The 16,207-nt window shown below is 47.4% G+C and carries 9 protein-coding genes, 18 tRNA genes and 2 rRNA genes (1 of these 29 only partly in view); 24 read left to right on the top strand and 5 right to left on the bottom strand.

The annotated features are described in order from the left end of the window. The 21 genes from ACRRNK_RS17195 to ACRRNK_RS17095 form a co-directional block, all read left to right on the top strand. Window positions 1-2,928: ribosomal RNA gene (locus tag ACRRNK_RS17195) — 23S ribosomal RNA — on the top strand (it extends 124 nt beyond the left edge of the window). A gap of 194 nt (window positions 2,929-3,122) precedes the next feature. Continuing rightward, window positions 3,123-3,239, top strand: a 5S ribosomal RNA gene (gene rrf / locus ACRRNK_RS17190). A 48-nt stretch (window positions 3,240-3,287) separates the two neighbouring features. After that, window positions 3,288-3,364 (top strand) — tRNA-Ile (locus ACRRNK_RS17185). A 22-nt stretch (window positions 3,365-3,386) separates the two neighbouring features. Next, window positions 3,387-3,462, top strand: a tRNA-Ala gene (locus ACRRNK_RS17180). Between the two features lie 3 nt (window positions 3,463-3,465). Then, window positions 3,466-3,538: transfer RNA gene (locus ACRRNK_RS17175), tRNA-Asn, on the top strand. A gap of 55 nt (window positions 3,539-3,593) precedes the next feature. Beyond that, a tRNA-Ser gene (locus ACRRNK_RS17170) sits at window positions 3,594-3,682 on the top strand. A 26-nt stretch (window positions 3,683-3,708) separates the two neighbouring features. Next, a tRNA-Glu gene (locus tag ACRRNK_RS17165) sits at window positions 3,709-3,783 on the top strand. Between the two features lie 149 nt (window positions 3,784-3,932). After that, window positions 3,933-4,008, top strand: a tRNA-Val gene (locus ACRRNK_RS17160). 58 nt (window positions 4,009-4,066) lie between these two features. Beyond that, window positions 4,067-4,140, top strand: a tRNA-Met gene (locus ACRRNK_RS17155). Window positions 4,141-4,179: 39 nt separating this feature from the next. Further along, window positions 4,180-4,256: transfer RNA gene (locus ACRRNK_RS17150), tRNA-Asp, on the top strand. Window positions 4,257-4,398: 142 nt separating this feature from the next. Continuing rightward, window positions 4,399-4,474 (top strand) — tRNA-Thr (locus ACRRNK_RS17145). A gap of 4 nt (window positions 4,475-4,478) precedes the next feature. Then, window positions 4,479-4,563 (top strand) — tRNA-Tyr (locus ACRRNK_RS17140). 23 nt (window positions 4,564-4,586) lie between these two features. After that, a tRNA-His gene (locus ACRRNK_RS17135) sits at window positions 4,587-4,662 on the top strand. Between the two features lie 26 nt (window positions 4,663-4,688). Next, window positions 4,689-4,763: transfer RNA gene (locus ACRRNK_RS17130), tRNA-Gln, on the top strand. Between the two features lie 74 nt (window positions 4,764-4,837). Next, window positions 4,838-4,913: transfer RNA gene (locus tag ACRRNK_RS17125), tRNA-Lys, on the top strand. A gap of 31 nt (window positions 4,914-4,944) precedes the next feature. After that, a tRNA-Leu gene (locus ACRRNK_RS17120) sits at window positions 4,945-5,028 on the top strand. A gap of 7 nt (window positions 5,029-5,035) precedes the next feature. Continuing rightward, window positions 5,036-5,110: transfer RNA gene (locus tag ACRRNK_RS17115), tRNA-Gly, on the top strand. An 11-nt stretch (window positions 5,111-5,121) separates the two neighbouring features. Then, window positions 5,122-5,195 (top strand) — tRNA-Pro (locus ACRRNK_RS17110). A gap of 37 nt (window positions 5,196-5,232) precedes the next feature. After that, window positions 5,233-5,309 (top strand) — tRNA-Pro (locus tag ACRRNK_RS17105). 8 nt (window positions 5,310-5,317) lie between these two features. After that, window positions 5,318-5,388, top strand: a tRNA-Gly gene (locus ACRRNK_RS17100). 266 nt (window positions 5,389-5,654) lie between these two features. After that, window positions 5,655-9,164: a PAS domain S-box protein gene (locus ACRRNK_RS17095; protein ID WP_433943904.1), complete on the top strand. Its 3,510-nt coding sequence runs from the start codon at window positions 5,655-5,657 to the stop codon at window positions 9,162-9,164. 72 nt (window positions 9,165-9,236) lie between these two features. On the opposite strand, the gene ACRRNK_RS17090 is transcribed toward ACRRNK_RS17095, so the two are convergent. Then, a complete protein-coding gene (locus ACRRNK_RS17090) occupies window positions 9,237-10,085 on the bottom strand; it encodes a DegV family protein (protein WP_433943903.1) in 849 nt (282 codons plus the stop codon). A 35-nt stretch (window positions 10,086-10,120) separates the two neighbouring features. Beyond that, the gene (locus ACRRNK_RS17085; protein WP_433943902.1) at window positions 10,121-10,504 is read right to left on the bottom strand and encodes a hypothetical protein; all 384 of its coding nucleotides are present in this window, start codon (window positions 10,502-10,504) and stop codon (window positions 10,121-10,123) included. 183 nt (window positions 10,505-10,687) lie between these two features. Between ACRRNK_RS17085 and ACRRNK_RS17080 the strand changes: the two genes are divergently transcribed. Further along, complete coding sequence (locus tag ACRRNK_RS17080; protein ID WP_433943901.1) at window positions 10,688-11,062, top strand: DUF423 domain-containing protein; 375 nt, start codon at window positions 10,688-10,690, stop codon at window positions 11,060-11,062. Window positions 11,063-11,128: 66 nt separating this feature from the next. Here the strand turns inward: ACRRNK_RS17080 and ACRRNK_RS17075 are convergent, their stop codons facing one another. The 3 genes from ACRRNK_RS17075 to mtnK all read right to left on the bottom strand — a co-directional run bounded on the left by ACRRNK_RS17075 (window position 11,129) and on the right by mtnK (window position 14,132). Then, complete coding sequence (locus ACRRNK_RS17075; RefSeq protein ID WP_433943900.1) at window positions 11,129-11,674, bottom strand: hypothetical protein; 546 nt, start codon at window positions 11,672-11,674, stop codon at window positions 11,129-11,131. 140 nt (window positions 11,675-11,814) lie between these two features. Further along, entirely contained in the window at window positions 11,815-12,912 is a 1,098-nt protein-coding gene (mtnA, locus tag ACRRNK_RS17070; RefSeq protein ID WP_433943899.1) for an S-methyl-5-thioribose-1-phosphate isomerase, read from the bottom strand. Continuing rightward, entirely contained in the window at window positions 12,909-14,132 is a 1,224-nt protein-coding gene (gene mtnK / locus ACRRNK_RS17065) for an S-methyl-5-thioribose kinase (protein WP_433943898.1), read from the bottom strand. The genes mtnA and mtnK overlap by 4 nt, the downstream gene beginning before the upstream one ends. A gap of 341 nt (window positions 14,133-14,473) precedes the next feature. Here mtnK and ACRRNK_RS17060 point away from each other — a divergent pair, with 341 nt between their 5' ends. Together ACRRNK_RS17060 and sufC are read left to right on the top strand one after the other, a co-directional pair. Further along, a complete protein-coding gene (locus ACRRNK_RS17060; protein WP_433943897.1) occupies window positions 14,474-14,947 on the top strand; it encodes a Dps family protein in 474 nt (157 codons plus the stop codon). Window positions 14,948-15,406: 459 nt separating this feature from the next. Beyond that, window positions 15,407-16,189, top strand: a complete 783-nt coding sequence (sufC, locus tag ACRRNK_RS17055) for a Fe-S cluster assembly ATPase SufC (RefSeq protein WP_433943896.1) — start codon at window positions 15,407-15,409, stop codon at window positions 16,187-16,189. Window positions 16,190-16,207 lie beyond the last annotated feature (18 nt).

The following is a 16,207-nucleotide window of genomic DNA, read 5'->3' as shown; positions in this document are numbered from 1 at the left end:
AAACCCGACTGTGGTAATTCGCAGTCACTCGTAACTGAATACATAGGTTACGAAGAGGCAGACCAGGGGAACTGAAACATCTAAGTACCCTGAGGAAGAGAAAACAAGAGTGATTCCGTCAGTAGCGGCGAGCGAACGCGGAACAGCCTAAACCAAGGGGCTTGCCCCTTGGGGTTGTGGGACGTCTCACATGGAGTTACAAAGGATTAGGGTAGGCGAAGAGGTCTGGAAAGGCCCGCTAGAAGAGGTAAAAGCCCTGTAACCGAAAGTCTGATCCCTCCGAGACGGATCCCGAGTAGTGCGGGGCACGTGAAACCCCGTATGAATCCAGCAGGACCATCTGCTAAGGCTAAATACTCCCTAGCGACCGATAGTGAAGCAGTACCGTGAGGGAAAGGTGAAAAGCACCCCGGAAGGGGAGTGAAAGAGATCCTGAAACCGTGTGCTTACAAGAAGTCAGAGCCCTCTATATGGGTGATGGCGTGCCTTTTGTAGAATGAACCGGCGAGTTACGTTCCCGTGCAAGGTTAAGGTGAAGAGCCGTAGCCGCAGCGAAAGCGAGTCTGAATAGGGCGACTTATAGTACGTGGACGTAGACCCGAAACCGTGTGATCTACCCCTGTCCAGGGTGAAGGTGCGGTAACACGCACTGGAGGCCCGAACCCACGTATGTTGAAAAATGCGGGGATGAGGTGGGGGTAGCGGAGAAATTCCAATCGAACTCGGAGATAGCTGGTTCTCCCCGAAATAGCTTTAGGGCTAGCCTCGGAATAACGAGTTGTGGAGGTAGAGCACTGATTGGGTGCGGGGCCCGCCAAGGGTTACCAAGCTCAGTCAAACTCCGAATGCCATAAACTTAGATCCGGGAGTCAGACAGTGAGTGCTAAGATCCATTGTCAAAAGGGAAACAGCCCAGACCATCAGCTAAGGTCCCCAAGTGTGTGTTAAGTGGGAAAGGATGTGGAGTTGCACAGACAACCAGGATGTTGGCTTAGAAGCAGCCACCATTTAAAGAGTGCGTAATAGCTCACTGGTCGAGTGACTCTGCGCCGAAAATGTAACGGGGCTAAACACACCACCGAAGCTATGGCTTGGATCGACTTCACTGCTTCTTTGAGGCGGTGTTTAATAAGTGACATTTTTGCCGAAGGCAAACCTCCTAGAGGTTTCGGCCAAATGGTTCACAGGGGTTAAACACATGGCTTCGAAGCTGGAGTGAAGTCGATCCAGGGGTAGGGGAGCGTTGTGTATACATTGAAGGTGTACCGTAAGGAGCGCTGGAGCGTACACAAGTGAGAATGCCGGTATGAGTAACGAAAAGATCAGTGAGAATCTGATCCGCCGAAAGCCTAAGGGTTCCTGAGGAAGGTTCGTCCGCTCAGGGTAAGTCGGGACCTAAGGCGAGGCCGAAAGGCGTAGTCGAAGGACAACAGGCCCTAATTCCTGTACCACCGTAATCCGTTATGAGCGATGGGGTGACGCAGCAGGGTAGTGACGCAGACTGATGGATGTCTGTCCAAGCAGTGAGGCTGGTGTGTAGGCAAATCCGCACACCGTTAAGGCTGGGCTGTGATGGGGAGTGAAAATTACAGTAGCGAAGGTCATGATCTCACACTGCCAAGAAAAGCCTCTAGTCAGGAGAAGGTGCCCGTACCGCAAACCGACACAGGTAGGCGAGAAGAGAATTCTAAGGCGCGCGGAAGAACTCTCGTTAAGGAACTCGGCAAAATGACCCCGTAACTTCGGGAGAAGGGGTGCCCCGGTAGTGTGAATAGCACGAGGGGGCCGCAGTGAAAAGGCCCAAGCGACTGTTTAGCAAAAACACAGGTCTGTGCGAAGCCGCAAGGCGAAGTATACGGGCTGACGCCTGCCCGGTGCTGGAAGGTTAAGGGGAGTGGTTAGGGGTAACCCGAAGCTATGAACCGAAGCCCCAGTAAACGGCGGCCGTAACTATAACGGTCCTAAGGTAGCGAAATTCCTTGTCAGGTAAATTCTGACCCGCACGAATGGCGTAACGACTTGGGCGCTGTCTCAACGAGAGATCCGGTGAAATTTTAATACCTGTGAAGATGCAGGTTACCCGCGACAAGACGGAAAGACCCCATGGAGCTTTACTGCAGCTTGATATTGGACTTTGATACGATTTGTACAGGATAGGTGGGAGCCTAAGAAGCAGGAGCGCCAGCTTCTGTGGAGGCAACGTTGGGATACCACCCTGATCGTATCGGAGTTCTAACCTGGTACCGTAATCCGGTATGGGGACAGTGTCAGGTGGGCAGTTTGACTGGGGCGGTCGCCTCCTAAAGAGTAACGGAGGCGCCCCAAGGTTCCCTCAGAATGGTTGGAAATCATTCGAAGAGTGCAAAGGCATAAGGGAGCTTGACTGCGAGACTGACAAGTCGAGCAGGGACGAAAGTCGGGCTTAGTGATCCGGTGGTACCGCATGGAAGGGCCATCGCTCAACGGATAAAAGCTACCCTGGGGATAACAGGCTTATCTCCCCCAAGAGTCCACATCGACGGGGAGGTTTGGCACCTCGATGTCGGCTCATCGCATCCTGGGGCTGAAGTAGGTCCCAAGGGTTGGGCTGTTCGCCCATTAAAGCGGTACGCGAGCTGGGTTCAGAACGTCGTGAGACAGTTCGGTCCCTATCTGTCGTGGGCGTAGGAAATTTGAGAGGAGCTGTCCTTAGTACGAGAGGACCGGGATGGACGCACCGCTGGTGCACCAGTTGTTCCGCCAGGAGCACAGCTGGGTAGCTAAGTGCGGAAGGGATAAGCGCTGAAAGCATCTAAGCGTGAAGCCCCCCTCAAGATGAGATTTCCCAATTAGTAAGACCCCTTGAAGACGACGAGGTAGATAGGCTGGGGGTGGAAGTGCAGCAATGCATGGAGCTGACCAGTACTAATCGGTCGAGGGCTTATCCAACACAGCTCGGAAGGACGTAGTCCAAGAAGAGCAATCGCAAATTCGTTTCGTATCTAGTTTTCAGGCGATCAAGCCTGAACCGATTTTAAGCTGCATGCCTTGATAAGGTCTGATATTTTCTTGCAGCGATGAGTTTTCTAAGGTCGGATATTTTCCTGAAGTGATTCAGGGAGTATTGACCCGGAAAAATCCCGTTTGGTGGCGATGGCGGAGGGGTTCCACACGTACCCATCCCGAACACGACCGTTAAGCCCTCCAGCGCCGATGGTACTTGGACCGCAGGGTCCTGGGAGAGTAGGACGCCGCCAAGCAATACCCCATCTGGGGTTTTTGTGCCGGGGTAAGACGGCTACATATAAGGGCCTTTAGCTCAGCTGGTTAGAGCGCACCCCTGATAAGGGTGAGGTCGGTGGTTCGAGTCCACTAAGGCCCACCATCTTAATTTAATATTCCTTTATGGGGCCATAGCTCAGCTGGGAGAGCGCCTGCCTTGCAAGCAGGAGGTCAGCGGTTCGATCCCGCTTGGCTCCACCATATTCCCTGATAGCTCAGTTGGTAGAGCACTCGACTGTTAATCGAGTTGTCACAGGTTCGAGTCCTGTTCGGGGAGTACCGTTTCTGAAAGTGTTATTAACTTAACACTTTCAGAAACAACAACCTTATATGGAGAAGTGTCCGAGCTGGCCGAAGGAGCACGATTGGAAATCGTGTAGGCGTCACAAGCGTCTCGAGGGTTCGAATCCCTCTTTCTCCGTCATGTGTATATATTCAATTGAACAAGGCCCGTTGGTCAAGGGGTTAAGACACCTCCCTTTCACGGAGGTAACAGGGGTTCGAATCCCCTACGGGTCACCACTTACATCAAATAGCTTCAAGTGGGGTTGAGAACCCATCAGGGTTCGTCGGAGCATAGGCTTCGGTAGGAATACATCGCAGTCTCGTTCAGAGAACGAGTATCCCCTACGGGTCACCACTTTCAATAACAGCTTCAAATCTCATTTAATGGAGGCTTAGCTCAGCTGGGAGAGCATCTGCCTTACAAGCAGAGGGTCGGGGGTTCGATCCCCTCAGCCTCCACCATTATCCTATATAGTCTGAATAGTGTTAGGGACTTAGGACAATTTAATAATACTACTGACGCGGGGTGGAGCAGCCCGGTAGCTCGTCGGGCTCATAACCCGAAGGCCGCAGGTTCAAATCCTGCCCCCGCAATGAATCCCGAGCAATAATACGGGATTCACAATGAAGTGTGGAGCCGTGGTGTAGAGGCCTAACATGCCTGCCTGTCACGCAGGAGACCGCGGGTTCGAATCCCGTCGGCTCCGCCATTAACATCCTTCTGTATCGGGAATTGAACCCATCAGGGTTCGTCGGAGCATAAGCTTCGTTAGGAATACTTCGCAGTCTCGTAACGAAGTGAAGAGTATCCCGTCGGCTCCGCCATGATTTAATTAAATGTTTTCACACCTTGCCGGTGTAGCTCAACTGGTAGAGCAACTGACTTGTAATCAGTAGGTTGGGGGTTCAAGTCCTCTCGCCGGCACCATTTTGGAGGCTTAGTGAAGTGGCTAAACACGGCAGACTGTAAATCTGCTCTCTACGAGTTCGGTGGTTCGAATCCATCAGCCTCCACCAGTTTTTTTTGAGAATATAATATGGCGGTCGTGGCGAAGGGGTTAACGCACCGGATTGTGGCTCCGGCACTCGGGGGTTCAAGTCCCCTCGATCGCCCCATTTATTTCCTATCAATTCAATTTTATTGGGGATTAGCCAAGCGGTAAGGCAACGGACTTTGACTCCGTCACCCATAGGTTCGAATCCTATATCCCCAGCCATTATTACCCCAAAAAGTGAAGCGAATGCTCTGCTGAAGATTCCGATTACTTTTCGGGGACCCCGGTAAACATTTGAGCCATTAGCTCAGTTGGTAGAGCACCTGACTTTTAATCAGGGTGTCGAAGGTTCGAGTCCTTCATGGCTCACCATTTACCTTACAGGTAAATATGTTAATATTGTGCGCGTGTGGCGGAATTGGCAGACGCACTAGACTTAGGATCTAGCGTCTTTGACGTGGGGGTTCAAGTCCCTCCACGCGCACCATATTTATGCGGACGTGGCTCAGCGGTAGAGCATCGCCTTGCCAAGGCGAGGGTCGCGGGTTCGATTCCCGTCGTCCGCTCCATTATTCAATTACGGGACGTAGCTCAGCTTGGTAGAGCACCTGGTTTGGGACCAGGGGGTCGCATGTTCAAATCGTGTCGTCCCGATTGTGATTTTGTAATGAATGTAGTGTGAAAAGTATTACGGGACGTAGCTCAGCTTGGTAGAGCACCTGGTTTGGGACCAGGGGGTCGCATGTTCAAATCGTGTCGTCCCGACCATAAATTTTGCGGGTGTAGTTCAATGGTAGAACTTTAGCCTTCCAAGCTAATAGCGTGGGTTCGATTCCCATCACCCGCTTTGAATGATAAAGGAACGTTATGATGTTTTAATCATAGCGTTCTTTTTCGTATGTTGGTCTATTCCTGGAATTCTCACATGAGGTTACTAGTAGTCTTCTGAGGGATAGGTTAGAATAAAACTACTTTGCTAATAAAATGGGATTAACTATGATTGCTGCGTTTATTGCTGAATACACAGGGAATATAACCTTTGTTGATTTCTTTAGTTTAGTTGATTTCATGTGGATTTAGGTTTATCCATGCATAGAAAGGAAGTCGGCCTTGATGAATCATAAGAACGAGCTGTTGAAGCAGCTGATTGCGAAGGGAAGCACTTATCAGTCCCTTTATGAGAATCATCCCGATGCCATTTGTGTAATGGATGTGAATGGTCAGTATATAGAGGCGAATCCAGCTGCTCAAAGAGTGACCGGATACACATTAGAACAATTTAATAGTACCCCTCCACAGTATTTGTTCTCGAGTGATGGGGAAGCGTTAAGGAGCTACTATTTGGAGCAGGCACTGCAAGGGGAGACCAGCAGCTTTGAGTTGAATTTTACTAGGCAGGATGGTCAGGTTCTTGATTTGGATGTTACCTATGTGCCGATCAGTGCTGAGGGAGAAGTTGTGGGTGTTCATTCCATATTTAAAGATGTGACCTTAACAAAGGAAATGCAGCGGCGCCTGATGGAATCTGAAAAGTTATATCAAGTGATCACGAATGATGCTAAAGATGTCATTGCATTTGCTACTGTGAAGGGGATCTGTCTGTCTATCTCTCCGGCTATACATGATATAGTTGGTTATACTCCTGAGGAGCTTGTTGGAACACAGCTTAAAGAGCTGTTCGCAGATGAAGGACCATGGGCGAAGAAGGATCTTATTGCATCTACGGGTATTTTAACAGGGAGGCTACGTCATGCGAATGGACACGAGGTCTGGGTTGAAGCCAGTATTCAGAAGGTACACGGATTCGGTACTCAAGCTGACAAGTTGCTCATCATTACCCGTAACATTACACCCAGGATGCAGGCAGAGGAGCATTTACGAAGAAGTGAACGGAGTCTTGCCCGTGCTCAAAAGATTGCTCATATCGGTTCCTGGGAGTGGGATGTAGATCAAGAAAGGTTCACATGCTCCAAAGAGTTCGTAAGGATATACGGGCAGGATTTCAGTCAATTCACCTCTCCATTAGACGAGTGGCTGAAGGTAATTCACCCTGACGATAAACTAATGGTTACCGAGGCACTAGAAAACGCCTCCTCCCAAGCTGCTCAATCCTTCGAACTAGAGTTTAGGGTTATTGGTTGTGGAGACAAGGATAAGGTTCTCTTCAGCCAAACTGATATAGAATTCGATGAAATGGGACGAACCAGAAGATTATTCGGGATCGTACAGGATATTACGGAGCGTAATCTGATGGAAAGCAGACTACGTGAGAGCGAAAAGCAGTATAGGATAATCTCTGAAAACTCGCTTGATTTAATTTCAAAGCATAAGTCGGATGAGGGAAATACTTACGCTTACGCCTCACCTGCTTGTATCACTTTGCTTGGTTATCAACCTGAGGAGCTTGTTGGGACGAGTGCTTTTGACTATTTTCATCCAGATGATAAAAAGATAGTACAGGATTACTTGGCGGTCCAGCTGCAATATCACTCAGAGTATACGGTCGCTTACCGCATAAGACGTAAAGATGGAGAGTACATCTGGTTTGAAAGTACGGGAAGGTATACTTTTGATGATCAGACAGGAGAAATTCTTGAAATAGTTGCAGTATCCCGTGACATTACGGACCGGAAAAACAACGAACGACGCCTGCAGGAGAGTCAGCAGCGGTATAAGTCACTATTCGAGTATAGTCCGTCCGCTGTGTACTCCTTTGATCTGCACGGTAACTATGTGACCCTAAACTCCAACCTGGAAGTTCTTTCGGGCTACAGTAAAGAAGAATTACTTGGCATGAACTTCAGCCAAATCATAAGCAGTGCTGAAATTAACAAGACTGTACGCTATTTTGAACTATCTATGAAAGGGGAACCCCAGTCTTATGAAACTACAATTATTCATAAGAATGGGACCCCTGTGGAGCTTAATGTAACGAATGTTCCTATTATTGTGGATCAGCACATCGTTGGAGTATACGGAATTGCTACGGACATCACAGAGCGTAAGCGGTATACTGAACAAATTGAGAAGCTCAGTTACCAGCATTCCTTGATTCTAAATTCGGTATCAGAAGGAATATACGGACTTGATGAAGAGGGAAGAACGATTTTTATTAATCCCGCCGCATCCAGAATGCTGGGTTACAGTGTGTCCGAGTTTATTGGAACCGATAACCATCAATTGATTCATCATTCTCGAAGCGATGGAAGCCCCTACCCGGTTGATGATTGTCTGATTCACCAGACGTTTAGGGACGGAAGAGCCCGTTCTGTTCATGAAGAGGTATTCTGGAGGAAAGACGGTTCAAGCTTTCTTGTTAATTACCGAGCGGCACCCTTGTATGACCGTGAGCAAATCGTAGGTGTGGTGGTCGTATTTAATGATATAACGAATGAACGGGAAATCGTTAGAGCGAAGGAATCAGCAGAGCGGGCAACGAGAGCCAAGTCGGAATTTCTGGCCATGATGAGTCATGAGATTAGGACGCCGCTAAACGGTATAATCGGAATGACGGATCTGCTGCTGGAGACACCGCTTCAAGAAGAGCAGCGTGAGTATGCGGATATTATCTCCGAGAGCGGGCGAGCGCTTCTCGGGATTCTTAATGACGTTCTGGATTTCAGCAAAATTGAAGCTGGTAAAATGGCACTGGATTATGTTTGGTTTGATCTATCGGCCTCCATATCCAGTGTGATTGATTTATTCACACCTGCAGCAATGGAGAAGAATATCAGCCTAACCACCCGGATTGATCCGGAAGTTCCTGCCATGATCCGAAGTGATTCATCCCGCTTAAGGCAGATTCTGATTAATCTTGTGAGCAATGCTTTGAAATTCACAGAGACGGGAAGCATCTCCATCTCGGTTCACAGGGCCTCCTCCTCTGAATCTGTATCTTCCTCTATGCTTCTTGAATTTAGAGTAACCGATACGGGAATAGGAATTGCGAAGGATAAAATCGATCAACTTTTTCAGACGTTCTCGCAATTGCACCCTGTGATTAACCGCAAATATGGGGGAACCGGTCTTGGCCTCGCGATTTGCAAAAGAATGGTTGAGCTCATGGGAGGGTCTATCTCAGCGGAAAGCCAAGAAGGGGTCGGCTCAACTTTTTGCTTTACACTGATTAGTCAAGATGAGGAATTAACTTTACAGAAGAAAGCATGCGAAGGAGATCTGGGGCAATCCACATCCCTCGGGGGAAGTCCCGAGTCTGCAGATTGGTTACAATATAAGAATCTGAACGTACTGATTGCCGAGGATCATCCGGTGAATGGACAAATCTTCGTACAGATGCTTGGGCGGTTAGGAATCACCGCTGATGTTGCCCATAATGGTGTTGAGGTAGTGGAGGCAGTAAGCCGCAAGCAATATGACTTGATATTCATGGACATCAAGATGCCTGTTATGGACGGTATTAAGGCGGCAAAGATTATTCGACAGGTGGTTCCCCAAGGAGAGAAGCCTGTTATTATCGCTCTGGCTGCACATGTTGACCATGAAGATATTCAGCTCGGTCTGGCCAGTGGAATGGAAGACTATATTAGAAAGCCATTTGAACTTCAGGAGATTAAAGCCAAGTTGATGGAATGGGGCAGCGTTCTAGAAGAACGACATAGATAGTATGTTTCATTATAATAAGCTCCCTTATAAGGCAGTTGCTGTCTTATAAGGGAGCTTATTAAGTTAGGCCTGCTATTCGGTTAAATAGATGATTCCAATCGTCTTGGGTCCGCAGTGACTGCAAATTACACAACCGGCATCACTAAGCAGCACTTCGCTGACTCCAGTTCGTTCTTTAATTAATTGACTCATTGCGATAGCATCTTGCTCGGCCAGGGTGTGGACTACAAAGAGGGTATCCTTGTCCATTTTGCCCATATTGGAAAGGGCATTGTTGACCATTTGATCTAGTGCCTTATCGCGGCTTCCACGCACTTTATAGGCGGGTGTCATTTTTCCCTGCTGGACTTTAATAACAGGACGGATTTTTAAGAGGCTGCCAACCAGATTCTGCATTCCGGAGCATCGGCCGCCCTTATACAAGTATTCCAACGAGTCAATTACGAATTCGGTATCTACTTTAGGTCTGATTGTCTCGAGCAGGGATAGGATCTGATCAGCGGACTGACCTGCCTCGGCTGCTTTAGCGGCCTTGAGAACTTGTATCCCGATTCCGGTAGATAGATTCAATGAGTCGAAGACATGCACACTTCCATCTGGAAATTCTCCTGACGCAATGACCGCATTCTGGTACGTAGAAGACAGTTCGGAAGAAAGACTTATGTAAATAATCTGGTCTCCTGCATCTACATAAGGAGAGAAGGCTGAAATGAAATCGGCAGGAGACGGTGCGGCTGTCTTAGGCAGCTTACCAGTCTGAGTCACTTTGGAGTACAGCTCAGGTGGGGATAGATCAATTCCATCCCGGAAAGTCTCATTATTAAACACAACATACAATGGAATAACTCCAATGCTATATTTGGCTACCAGATCGGATGGGAGATCTGAAGTGCTGTCTGTAAAAATCTTAATTTTTCCCATAGTATTCACCTTTCTGACTATAAGGCAGTCTATACTTACATTTGACTTGTACGAATAAAGAACAGGAGTAACATGAAAACAGGCGGTAATGCGCAAATAATGATTCCCAGAATCGCAAACAGCTTTTTGCGGTTCTTAAGGGCTAAACCTATTATACCTAGGATCGAACCGACAAGGGTAAGAACAATTGCAGCAAGTACAATCAATCCTGCCACCATAAATCCGAAGTGATTCAAGATCACTTCGTTGGTAACGGGGAGACCGCTATTAATCAGATCCCTGGAGGTGTTCAGAACAATCATGATTGCAGCAATATATGCAATGAATGCAAGGAGGCTAACTACGAATGAAGCAATCCCCGGTCCTGAATGCTTATTTGGGTCAGGTAATGGGTTCAAATGGCTTGTATTGGATTCCATATAACTATCTCCTTTTTAGATAACTTACAACTTAATCTCGTATTAATTTTTCACAAAATCAAGAAAAAATCAAGGAAACTTTGTGAATGATCCAGGTTGTTGTAGCAAAATGAGCTCCTAATACGTTAAGATTAACAGCAGAGTGAGTCCTGAATTAACGTATAAAGGGAGCTGAACAATGTCATGCATCGCAAGTATGTCGGAATAGGAGCACTTCTGCTATTGTTAGGAGTTGCGATTGGGGCCTTCGGTGCTCATGCCCTTGAGAAGGTACTCGGAGTTCATGCTTCTACCTATGAGACAGGTGTTCATTATCATATGATTCATGCTATAGGGATTATTCTAATTGCCCTTGCCGCAGGTCAGTGGGGAGAGTCTGCCAAGCTGAAATGGGCCGCACGTCTTATGGTGATTGGAATTGTGCTGTTCTCAGGCAGTTTATATGTATTAAGTATTACGGGTATCAAAACCCTGGGTGCAATTACTCCCTTCGGCGGAGCAGCCTTTATTGTTGGTTGGTTGCTGCTGGCCTTGGAAGCTTTTAATAACAAAAAATGAAGAAAAGGCGTTCTTCGGCAGATACCGAAGAACGCCTTTTGTTATGAGCCCGGTCTTGTCCTGAACTTAGGCATCTACGAAATCGATAATCTCACTGAGCCTGAAGGTGTATACCTGCTTCTCATCCACGTGGTATATATTAATGGTTCGGGTGTCAGGAGCATAGTTCAGGATGCGGCACGGAATCGTGACCCGCTCCCGATTCCGTTCAATGGAGAGCCGGACAAGCTTGTTATTGGAAATGTAGCTCTGAATCCAGGATTGAATCGCCTCATCATTCATGTTTCCAATGGAGCTACCATTCGTCTCCCCAGTATCAGGTGCCGATTTGGCTGCTGGTGCTTTAGGTTCCTCTTTGACTTGTGCCTTGGCTGTCAGCTCTTCTGCCGGATGGCGGAAGGCCTTGGAGATCATAGCTTGTCTCTTAGCACTTAAAGTAGCTTCAATGATCTCTCCAAGTTCTACACCTGATTTAATACGGTAATCTACAAGATTCCCTGAATTAAGCAGCTGGAGTAGAGCCTGTAGTGCCAAAGCGTTGGATTTATCTTTAATTAAAATATCGACATTAAACAAGTAGGCGAGTTGCTCGTTATGGTTCGTGTTGGTCATAGGCCCCTTCATATCCTGCTTTTTCTTAAATCATATCATTAAATCATAAAGGAGCATAGTCCTTGTGGGGGCTGGCTCATACCAATTTAACACAGTTACCTGGAATGAACTAAAAGTAGTTCTGAGTTCGTTCCGATAAATTATTTGTCAAAGAGCGCGGGAAGATTCGCACTGAAAGGAGGGCGGACAATACCCTTCTCTGTAATGATCGCTGTTACATACTCATGCGGTGTTACGTCAAAAGCAGGATTGAACACTTTTACACCAACAGGAGCCGTACGTTTACCGAAGCTTTCCGTAATTTCACTCTCAGGACGCTCCTCAATCGGAATATCCTGGCCCGTAGCTGTAGACAAGTCTATTGTCGATAAAGGCGAAGCTACATAGAACGGAATTCCATGGGCCTTGGCAAGTACAGCTACCCCATAAGTCCCGATTTTGTTCGCAACATCCCCATTAGCAGCAACCCGGTCAGTACCTACAATAACAGCTTGAATCCAGCCCTTGGACATGACCACGGCGGCCATATTATCGGTCAACAGGGTAACATCGATGCCAGCCTGTTGAAGTTCAAAGGCAGTTAATCTTGCTCCCTGAAGCACGGGGCGTGTCTCATCTGCAAATACCTTAAGCGAAACCCCACGTTCTTTGGCAAGATAGAATGGAGCCAGTGCAGTTCCGTATTTGGCTGTGGCGAGCCCGCCGGCATTACAATGTGTAAGCACTCCCATCCCACTTTCAAATAAAGGAAGGGCGTGCTCCCCAATCAGGCGGCATACTTCCTCATCTTCCTGATGGATGAGTATGGCCTCGGCCATGAGCCCTAAATTCCGGGCTTCGATCTCTGACTGTTCCTCGGCGAGACGCGCAGCTCTATCCTTCATTCTATTGAGTGCCCAGAACAGGTTCACAGCCGTTGGTCTTGATGTAGCTAAGTAATCGGCAGCCTTGGTAACATGGGCCAGCCAGCCGGAAGATTCTCCGCCGTAAGCATTGGCCGCTAGAACAACTCCATAGGCAGCAGAAATTCCGATCGCTGGGGCACCTCTAACCTTCATCGATGCAATAGCATCCCAGACCTCTTCAGGTGTGGTTAGCTCAAGAAACTCAATATGCTCAGGGAGCAGACGCTGATCAAGAAGGAACAGCCGATCTTCTTCCCATCGAAGGCTGAGAAGAGGGCCATTATGCTCGGAGCTTTGCAATGAAGAAGTGTTTAATTCGTTATTTGAGCTCATACCGTTACCTCTTCTTCCTTGGCAGCTTGTCTCGCAATCCCTGTAATCTCATCAATCGAGCTTGCAAAACGTCCGCGCTTAACGAGTGCTTTGCCGATCTTCAGCGCGGTTACCTTGGCTTGATGCTGGAGCTCCGCATCCGGGATTGTATCCACATCAGCCACGTGGGAGAGACCGACGATACGGCGTATCATTTTGGCACCCGCGAATCCGATGGCATCCCGAAGTATTTTCTGAACATACATATCCTGATAACCAGGCGTCTTGGCCGTTACATCAACAAGATCACGGTTCCAAAGGTCACGGAAGTGAGTCTCAAAATGCCGCCATACTCCTTCAATCATGACAAGCAGACGATGCCGCCGGGCATTAAGTTCATCCGAATTGCCGCTCCACCCAGGTTGGGCAGCGAAATTCAGCAGCAGATTGGCAATAACAGCCCCGATATCAAAGCCCATAGGTCCATAGTAGGCGAACTCGGGGTCAATCACTTTCGTAGATTCCCGGGTTGCAAATATGCTGCCTGTATGCAGATCCCCGTGAAGCAGAGCTTCAGCATGAGTCAGGAATTTCTCCCGAAGCAGTGCGATCTCAAGCCGCAGCTCGTCATCGTGCCAAAGGGCCTCGGCGTTCGGGCGAATGTCTTCGCTGAAGCTATTATTAGGAGAATCGCGGTAAGGATCCTCAAAGATAAGGTCCTCTGTGATTTTGCACAGATCCGGGTTGATAAACCGGCCCAGCTGCTCCTTCTTCGCTTGCTGGTTCATTCCTAAATCCGAAGTATAGAACAGGGTTGAGGCTATGAATCGACCGATATGTTTAGCAAATTGGGGATATTCTTGTCCTTCGATTAACCCTTTGCGCATAATGGTATGATCACTTAAATCTTCCATTACCGTAATAGCCAGATCGTTGTCGTAAGCGTAAATGGCCGGGACGAGGTCTGGAACATAGGAATGCTGGATTTCCAAAGCTTCACGTTCAATCCGTGCACGGTCCAGACTAAGAGGCCAGGATTCACCGACGACTTTGGCATAAGGAAGAGCTTGCTTGATAATAAGTCCTTTTCCCTCAGAGGGATCGGTAATACGGAATACGAGATTTAAATTGCCATCACCAATTTCCTCTACAGACAAATCTGCATCTTGACGGAAATGACCGGGAATAGTTCTGGCTAAAGCAACGGCCTCTTCAAGAGACAGGGGATGATACTCAGACATCAGTGTTACACCTCCGCAGACACATTTATTCATCAATGATATGGAATGAACTAAAGGAGTAAACGTATAGATTCAGGCAGCAACTTATTGCGCCACGTAACTAATTACGCATTCTTTAGTTCAAGCCATATATGGATCAAATTTCTTTAAGTTAGTATATCGGAAAAGTAATCCTTTTTGTATCTTTTTTTAAGAAGGCCATGGTTGTTTCGCACCGAACTGGATAGGGTAAAATGTAGTCATGGAGCGGTAACGTTCTGGACAAGATAACTATCATTCACGGGCTGACCCGGTGGGATGATCATACAATCTAATTCCGAATGAAAAGCGAGGGAATGAACATGGCAAAAGCCGATGCAAAATCCACCAGCAAAACTAAGACATCAGGATTGGAAGAAGTCCTTAATCAGCAGATAGCTAACTTAAATGTATTGTATGTAAAGATTCATAATTACCACTGGTATGTTAAAGGAAATAATTTCTTCACGCTGCATGTCAAATTCGAAGAGCTTTATAATGAAGTTGCTTTGAAAATGGATGAGATCGCTGAGCGTCTGCTCGCGATTAAGGGCAGTCCCGCAGCTACGTTGAAGGAATACCTAGATCTTGCTACCATTCAAGAAGCGACTGGGAAGGAAGATCCGAATGCAATGGTGCAGAATCTGATTGAAGACTTTGCAACATTGTCAGAATCCTTCTCCGAGGGTATTGAACTGGCTGATCAGGCTGAAGATGAAGCGACCAGCGACCTTCTGACCGGATTTAAAGGAGAGCTTGAGAAGCATATGTGGATGCTTCGTTCTTATCTGGGATAAGAATATCCGAGGTGGAAGGCACGAGGGTCCTCTCCAAGTGGGCTGCTGAGAATTTACCTTATAGAATGGATGAACCTGTGTCCTTTTGCGGATATGGCTTCTTTTAAAAGATTCAAATGATGGATAGCAGGCAGGAGCTATAAAGCGATTGCCAAGCAGATTTTGTCAGGCTTGACTGAATACAGTCAGGCCTGTTCCTTTTTTAGGCATCGATTAAGAGAGAAGACTGCTGATATACTGGGAAAAGGGGCATTTTTAGGCGATACAAGGAAGCTTGGTCAGATTGATAAACCCTTCGAAGTAGGGTAAAATGAAATGAGAATCAATGAGAATCAGTTAGAATAATTCTAATTAGATATTCATTATGGTATAATTGCAGGCAGTGAGGGAGACGTCCCAATTAATATATACGTGGAACACACTGTTATGTTATCGATCAAATGGAGGGAGCAGCTAAATATGGCTACACAATTTACTATTGAAGGCTTGAAAGCAACAATCGAGGGGAAGGAAATCCTAAAGGGGATTAACCTTGATATAAAAGGTGGCGAAATCCATGCCATCATGGGTCCGAACGGTACAGGTAAAAGTACGCTGGCTTCTGCCTTGATGGGGCATCCTAAATACGAGGTTACGGACGGAAAAGTAACTTTGAACGGTGAGGATGTACTGGAAATGGAAGTGGATGAGCGCGCACGTGCAGGCTTGTTCCTTGCTATGCAGTATCCAAGTGAGATTGCGGGTGTTACCAACTCCGACTTCTTGCGCAGTGCCATCAATGCACGCCGTGGAGAAGGGAACGAAGTATCCCTTATTAAATTTATTCGTCAAATGGAAGGCAAAATGAAGGAACTCGAAATGAATCCTGAATTTGCACACCGTTATTTGAACGAAGGCTTCTCCGGTGGTGAGAAGAAACGGAATGAAATTCTGCAAATGATGCTGCTTGATCCAAAAATTGTTGTTCTAGATGAGATCGACTCCGGTCTGGACATTGATGCACTTCGTATTGTTGCTAATGGTGTGAATACAATGCGCAGCGAAGAGCGTGGCTTCTTGATTATTACCCACTATCAACGTCTCCTTAACTACATTACCCCTGATTTTGTACACGTGATGATGCAGGGACGTATTGTGAAATCCGGCGGTCCTGAGCTTGCGGAGCGTCTGGAAAAGGAAGGCTATGATTGGGTGAAAGAAGAGCTGGGTATTGAAGACGAGACTGTTGGTCAAGAGGCGTAAGCAGGAAGGAGGAGAATA

The sequence above is a fragment of the Paenibacillus sp. SN-8-1 genome (genome assembly GCF_050995535.1).
In the GTDB taxonomy this organism is placed as follows: Bacteria; Bacillota; Bacilli; order Paenibacillales; family Paenibacillaceae; genus Fontibacillus.
The sequence above is the reverse complement of the archived record's forward strand: the minus strand, read 5'-3'. Positions and strand labels throughout refer to the sequence as shown.